Raw genomic sequence first — 6,043 nt, forward strand, 5'->3', positions numbered from 1 at the left:
TGGAGCGCCTGCTGGCCGACCGCGTGGCGCAACGCGGACAGCTCGAACTGACGCTGGCCCCGTCGCGACTCGCGCTCGAGGTGGGCGACGCCATCGCCGTCGCGGGAGAGGGGGAGGGGCCGTTCGAGATCACCGAAATCCGCGACGGAGCCGCCCGGCGCATCACGGCGCGGGCCATCCCGCCGCTGTTCGAGGCCGTGATCGTCTCGGGCCGCCCGGCGGCGGTACCGACGGCGGCGGTGCCGCGCGCCATCCCCGTGGTGGTGGCGGCGCATTTGCCCCCCGACCCCGCCAACCCGGGCCAGTCCCGCCTGCTGCTGGCGGCGTGCGCCAGCCCGTGGCCGGGCGAGGTGACGTTCCACGACGAGGTGACCGGCACACAGATCGCGCGGCTGACGCGCAGCTGCGCGCTCGGCGAACTGGACGCGGCGCTCGCGCCGGGCCAGGCGCTCACCTGGGACGAGACGGCGAGCCTGACCGTCCGGCTCTATGCGGGGCACCTGGCCTCGGCCGACGACGCCCTCGTACTGGCCGGCGGCAACCGGCTCGTGATCGAGACCGACAGCGGCGCCTGGGAGGTGGTGGCCTTCGCCGAGGCGCTGCTGCTCTCGCCCGGGCTGTACCGGCTGACGCGGCTGTTGCGCGGGCAGATGGGGACGGGCCACGCCATCGGCCCGGCGGCAGCGGGACGGCGCGTCGTCGTGCTCGACGACCGGCCGCTGCTGCTGGCTGCCCCCGGCCAATGGCTGGGCGAGACGCGACCGCTGCGCGCCTATGCGGGGCGCGCCGATCCGGCCGGCACCAGCGTCGCGCTCGCGCTCGACAGCGGCCCGGTGCTGCCGCTGCCCCCCGTCCATCTGCGCGCCGAGCGCGCTCCCGGTAGCGACGACGTCGCGCTCAGCTGGGTACGGCGCAGCCGCGCCGACACCGACAGCTGGGGCGTCACCGACGCGCCGCTGGAACACGCGCCGGAGGCCTACGCGGTGACGATTCTCGACGGCACCGTGCCGGTGCGCACGCTCGCCGCGGCGGCGCCCACGCTCACCTACACCGCTGCCGCGCAGGTCGAGGATTTCGGCGCGCCGCCGCCACGCTTCGGCTTCCGCGTCGCCCAGATGAGCCCGGTGTTCGGCGCCGGCCATGCCACGGAGGGGACATTCGATGCCTAGGCTGCACTTTTCGACGCTCGCCGAGCTGCTGGCGGCGCTGGCCATCCGGCGCCGGCTCCGCCGCCCCATCCCGGCGCGCCGCGCCGGGTCCGATCCGCAACCGCAACCCAGGAGAACAGACATGAACCTCGGATTCCTTGCCGGCTACCGCACCTATGTCATCGCCGCCGCCATGCTGGTGGCCGCCGTGGCGCAGCTGCTCGGCGTCGACCTGCCCAGCTTCGAGGGCCAGTCGGCCGGGCACCTGCTGATGGAGGGCCTCGCCATCATCTTCCTGCGCAAGGGCATCAAGCCGGCCGGCTGAGCAAGCGCGCCTGCCGGGCGCACCTGCCGTTCATCGGGCGTTCAGGCATGCGTTCCTATGGTCCCGGCCATGAAAAACGTAACCCTCAACATGCTGGCGGCCACCCTCGTGGCGCTGCCGCTGGCATTTGTCGTGCCTGCCACGGCCCAGGCCCAGAACGACGGGTGCCTGACCGGGCGCGAAGTCCAGCAGGCGCTCGCCGCCGGCCAGATCGTCCAGCTCAACGAGGCGATGCGGGCGGCGGGCATCAACGACGAACCGATCGGCCGGGCCAGCGTGTGCCGCCGGGACGGCCAGCTCACCTACCGGCTGAACTTCATGAACAGCGCCGGCGAGAGCGAAACCAGAGACTTGCCGGCCGAGAGCTACTGACCCTAAACTGCGCGGCAAAGGGGATCATCGACGATGCGGATTCTCGTCGTAGAGGACGACGCCAACCTCAACCGCCAGCTCAAGGACGCCCTGACCGAGGCCGGCTATGCCGTCGACGTCGCGTTCGACGGCGAGGAAGGGCATTTCCTCGGCGATACCGAACCCTACGATGCGGTGGTGCTCGACATCGGCCTGCCGCATATGGACGGGCTGAGCGTGCTCGAGGAGTGGCGCCGCGCCGGCCGCACCATGCCGGTGCTGCTGCTCACCGCCCGCGACCGCTGGAGCGACAAGGTGCAGGGGATCGACGCCGGCGCCGACGACTACGTCGCCAAGCCCTTCCACATGGAAGAGGTGCTGGCCCGCATCCGCGCCCTGGTGCGGCGCGCCGCCGGGCATTCTTCCAATGAGATCACCGCCGGCTCCGTGCGCCTCGACGTCAAGGCCGGCAAGGTGACGGTGGACGGCCATGCCGTGAAGCTGACCAGCCATGAACTGCGCCTGCTCAGCTACCTCATGCACCACAAGGGCAAGGTCATCTCGCGCACCGAACTGACCGAGCATCTCTACGACCAGGATTTCGACCGCGACTCCAACACTATCGAGGTGTTTGTCGGCCGGCTGCGCAAGAAGCTGCCGGAGGAGTGCATCCAGACGGTCAGGGGCCTCGGCTACCAGATCCTGGAAGACTGAAAGCCGTGGCCATCACGGCGGGCATCCAGAGGCTGTTCCGGCGTCCCGCGCGAAACGGAACCGGGATGCAGAAGGGGTCGATCGCCTTCTCGCTCGTCTGGCTGTCGGCGGCCTGGCTGGTCGTCGCGCTGGTGGCAACCGCCTTCCTGCTGACCGAGCTCTATTCGCGTGCGCTCGACACCTCGCTGTCGGAGACGCTGGATTTCCATGTCGAGACCCTGGTCGACCTCGCCCTCGTCAACGCCGACCCGAAAAGCGACCAGATCACCCTCGGCGACCCGCGTTTCCAGCGCACTGCCTCAGGCTGGTACTGGACCATCCACGACGCCCAGGGGGCGCTGCTCAATTTCTCGGATTCCGTCATCGGCATGGTGCTGCCGCCACTCACCGAAAGCTTCGATGCCACCAATACCCGCACGGCGGTGATCAGCGATCCGTTCGACACCAAGATCCGCGTGGTCGAGCGCAAGGTCACCATCAACGGCGTGCCCTTGCTGGTCACCGTCACCGGCAGCCTCGACGAGATCCTGGCGCTGGTCGACAATTTCCGCGGCCAGACGCTGATCGTGCTGGGCGCGGTGGGTGTGATGCTCGCGATCATGAGCGGCATCGTCGCCCGGCTGGCGCTGCGCCCGATCGGGCGCCTCGAGAGCGCCATCGAGAGGGTGCGCGAGGGCGAAAGCGAGACCGTCACCGGCCTCTATCCGCGCGAACTGGCCCCGCTCGCCGAAGAGGTCAACGAATTGCTGCGCTCCAACACGCAGATCATCGAGCGTGCGCGCAGCCAGGTGGGCAATCTCGCCCACGGGCTGAAGACCCCGCTGGCAGTGCTGCGCAACGAGGCCTCGCTCGCCCGCGAGACGCCGCTGGGCAAGGTCGTGCTGTCCGAGACGGACAAGATGAGCCAGCTGGTCACCACCTATCTCGACCGGGCACGGATCGCCGCCCGCAGCGCGGTGGTGGGCAAGAAGGCCGACGCCATCCACGTGATGCTGCGCCTCGCGCGCGTCATGGAGAAGCTCAACCCCAGGGTCACCATCGCCTTCGTGCGCCCGGACGCCTCGCTTCCCTGGTTCCGCGGCGACGAGGGGGACCTCGAGGAGATGGCCGGCAATCTGCTCGACAATGCCTGCAAATGGTCCAACGGCAAGATCGGCATCTCGATGTTCGCCGAGCGCAGCCCGCAGGGCTCCATGCTGCTGATCAAGGTGGAGGACGATGGGCCGGGCCTCACCGAGGAACAGGCCGCGCAGGTGCTCAAGCGCGGCGTCCGGCTCGACGAGAAGACGCCGGGCAGCGGCCTCGGGCTGGATATTGTCAAGGAGCTGGTTGACGTCTATGGGGGAAGCCTGCAATTGAAGCGGTCCGTGCTGGGCGGGTTGCTGGCGGAATTGCGGCTGCCCGCCGCCAAGCTCGGCGGGCTGGGGCGGAGCTGACCGTACTTTCGCCTCATTCGGTCTGAAAGAACATCTGGGTCATATCGAGAGAACGATGCAGCAGATTCCTCGTCTTTTCGCGCTACTTGGCGTCATGACCCTCGCCGGCTGCGCCACCATGAGCAGCAACTCCTCGGACCTGATGGCGCCGGGCGCCACGCTGCCGCAGCCCAATTCCGCATACCAGACCGCGAGCCTGACGCCGCCGCCGGCCCAGCAGATCGCCTCGGCCCAGGCGATGACCGACGTCACCGCCTTCATCGATCCGGCCGCGGTCGGCCTGCTCAGCGCCAAGGAAAGCGCCGAGGCCTCGAGCGCCCAGTTCAACGCCCTGCAGTTCGGCCGCCCGGGGGCGCCGCGCTCCTGGCAGGGCGACCGCGGCGCCAGCGGCCAGGTGATGGTCGGGCCCTATGTGCGCGTCAACAATATCGATTGCCGCGATTTCACCCATGTCGTGACCGTCGCCGGCAAGCAGTACAGCCGCAAGGGGACTGCCTGCCGCGAGCCCGACGGGCGCTGGTCGGTGGCGGGCTGAGCGGTTCCCCGCCGGGGAACCGCTAAACTCGATCGCTGCCGCAAAAATCTTTGTTTACCGACCGCCGCTAGGGTGGGGGAGCAACCACCCCCCATCTGCGCAGTCTGATATGTCTCTTTTCAATGCCCGTGCCGCCGCGACGCTCAAGCGGCCGAGGCCCGCCGGCGCTGCAGCCGCGGCCAGGAACGGCAAGCCCTTCCTCGGCCTGATCGACAGCAACCTGGTCAACGATCCGGTGGATTACGAGTTCGACGGCGCTGTGGCGCGGTCGCATGCCTTTGCGGCGTGGACCTGGATGGTGCGGGATGTCGCGCCCGACCTGATCGACTTGGAAGTCGGCGGCGATGACCCGGCGGCGGTGCAGGCGCTGGACGCCGTGCTGCCGGAGTTGCTCACGCGCGCCCGAACCGCGCTGGCCGAGGCCGGCGGCAGTCGCGAGGCCGAACGCCGCTTGATGGTGCAACTGGGCGGGGAGGAGGTTTTCGCCCGCCTGCCCATGGTGCTGCAGGCGCTGAGGAGCCGGGCCCTGCTCGACAAGGCGCAGAGCTTCGGCCGCGCCCTCAACGGGCTCACCGACGACGCTGCCCTGGTGGCGGCGCTGCAATCCATGCCGCTGCAGGACCATGCGACCACGGCGTTGCTCATGCAGGCCGCCGTCGGCCAGGTGACGAACCCCACGCGGCTGGTGGCGGCGGTGCTGCGGATCGCCGGCGCACCGACCGAATCCGCCATCGAGCACGCCGGCCTCGCGCCCGTGATCGACGCCGTCCTGGCGCACGCGCAGAGCCAGATTCCGGTGCTCGCCCAGATGGGGCCGTTCGCCGACGTCGATCTCATCTGCCAGGCCATCGACCGCTTCCACCGGCTGGTGCGGTCGGTGAACGGTTTCGTCGAATTCGCCCGCAACGGGCGCCGGGCCATGATCCTCGCCGCGCTGACCAAATCCGTGTCGGAGCGGGTGGAGCCCAGGGTGCGCGACGTCGGGCCCGACGTGAACAAGGCGCTGCGGCGTGCGCGCGAAGGCGCCGACCGCTTCGATCCGGACCTGCTGCTGTCGGCCCTCAACGGCGTCTACATCCTCGCCAGCGTTCGCGACGCCCGCGATTCGCTAGCGCTCAACGCCGTGTTCGACCAGACCTGGGCGCAGGTCGGCGAGGCGCTGGAAAACCATATCCCGCGCAACCTGGACGTCCTGCGCCAGCACCCGGACGACGCCGCCACGCAGCAGCGGCTCGACGCCGCCATCAAGATGGCGGAAGTGCGCTTCAACGCCGACTATGCCGACGTGCTGCGCCGTGCCCGGGACGCGGCCGAGCGGCGCACCTAGGCAGCGCTCAGTTCCCCTCGTAAGGCAGCGTCTCGCGCACCTCGACGGGGACGGGGGCGCCGCCGTCCCGCGCGACGTAGCGCATCCCCGCGCCGCGTGGCTGCTTCTCCAGCACGGCGAGGCCGCCGTCGCTGCGGCCCGGGGCCGGGCCGATGACGACGCCGGCCGCGTTGGCCGGATCGGAGTCGTCCGAATTGGCGAAGAGCA

Annotated in this window: 8 protein-coding genes; 7 read left to right on the forward strand and 1 reads right to left on the reverse strand. The window is 69.9% G+C overall.

What is annotated here, in order from left to right; genetic code table 11:
- The 7 genes from VGD93_RS07455 to VGD93_RS07485 all read left to right on the forward strand — a co-directional run.
- On the forward strand, window positions 1-1,169 hold a 1,169-nt coding region (locus VGD93_RS07455), incomplete at its 5' end, for a phage tail baseplate protein (RefSeq protein ID WP_395010730.1).
- On the forward strand, window positions 1,162-1,473 hold the full coding sequence (locus VGD93_RS07460; protein ID WP_395010731.1) for a hypothetical protein: 312 nt from the start codon (window positions 1,162-1,164) through the stop codon (window positions 1,471-1,473). The genes VGD93_RS07455 and VGD93_RS07460, both read left to right, overlap by 8 nt.
- 69 nt (window positions 1,474-1,542) lie before the next feature.
- On the forward strand, window positions 1,543-1,845 hold the full coding sequence (locus tag VGD93_RS07465) for a hypothetical protein (RefSeq protein ID WP_395010733.1): 303 nt from the start codon (window positions 1,543-1,545) through the stop codon (window positions 1,843-1,845).
- Between the two features lie 33 nt (window positions 1,846-1,878).
- Entirely contained in the window at window positions 1,879-2,538 is a 660-nt protein-coding gene (locus VGD93_RS07470; protein ID WP_395010735.1) for a response regulator transcription factor, read from the forward strand.
- 65 nt (window positions 2,539-2,603) lie between these two features.
- Complete coding sequence (locus VGD93_RS07475; protein ID WP_395010737.1) at window positions 2,604-3,974, forward strand: sensor histidine kinase; 1,371 nt, start codon at window positions 2,604-2,606, stop codon at window positions 3,972-3,974.
- A gap of 55 nt (window positions 3,975-4,029) precedes the next feature.
- Complete coding sequence (locus VGD93_RS07480; RefSeq protein WP_395010739.1) at window positions 4,030-4,509, forward strand: hypothetical protein; 480 nt, start codon at window positions 4,030-4,032, stop codon at window positions 4,507-4,509.
- Between the two features lie 109 nt (window positions 4,510-4,618).
- On the forward strand, window positions 4,619-5,836 hold the full coding sequence (locus tag VGD93_RS07485; RefSeq protein WP_395010741.1) for a hypothetical protein: 1,218 nt from the start codon (window positions 4,619-4,621) through the stop codon (window positions 5,834-5,836).
- Between the two features lie 7 nt (window positions 5,837-5,843).
- Here the strand turns inward: VGD93_RS07485 and VGD93_RS07490 are convergent.
- A partial coding sequence (locus VGD93_RS07490; RefSeq protein ID WP_395010743.1) for a hypothetical protein occupies window positions 5,844-6,043 on the reverse strand: 200 nt, incomplete at its 5' end.

The organism is Devosia sp., assembly GCF_036406155.1.
Lineage (GTDB): Bacteria > Pseudomonadota > Alphaproteobacteria > Rhizobiales > Devosiaceae > Devosia_A.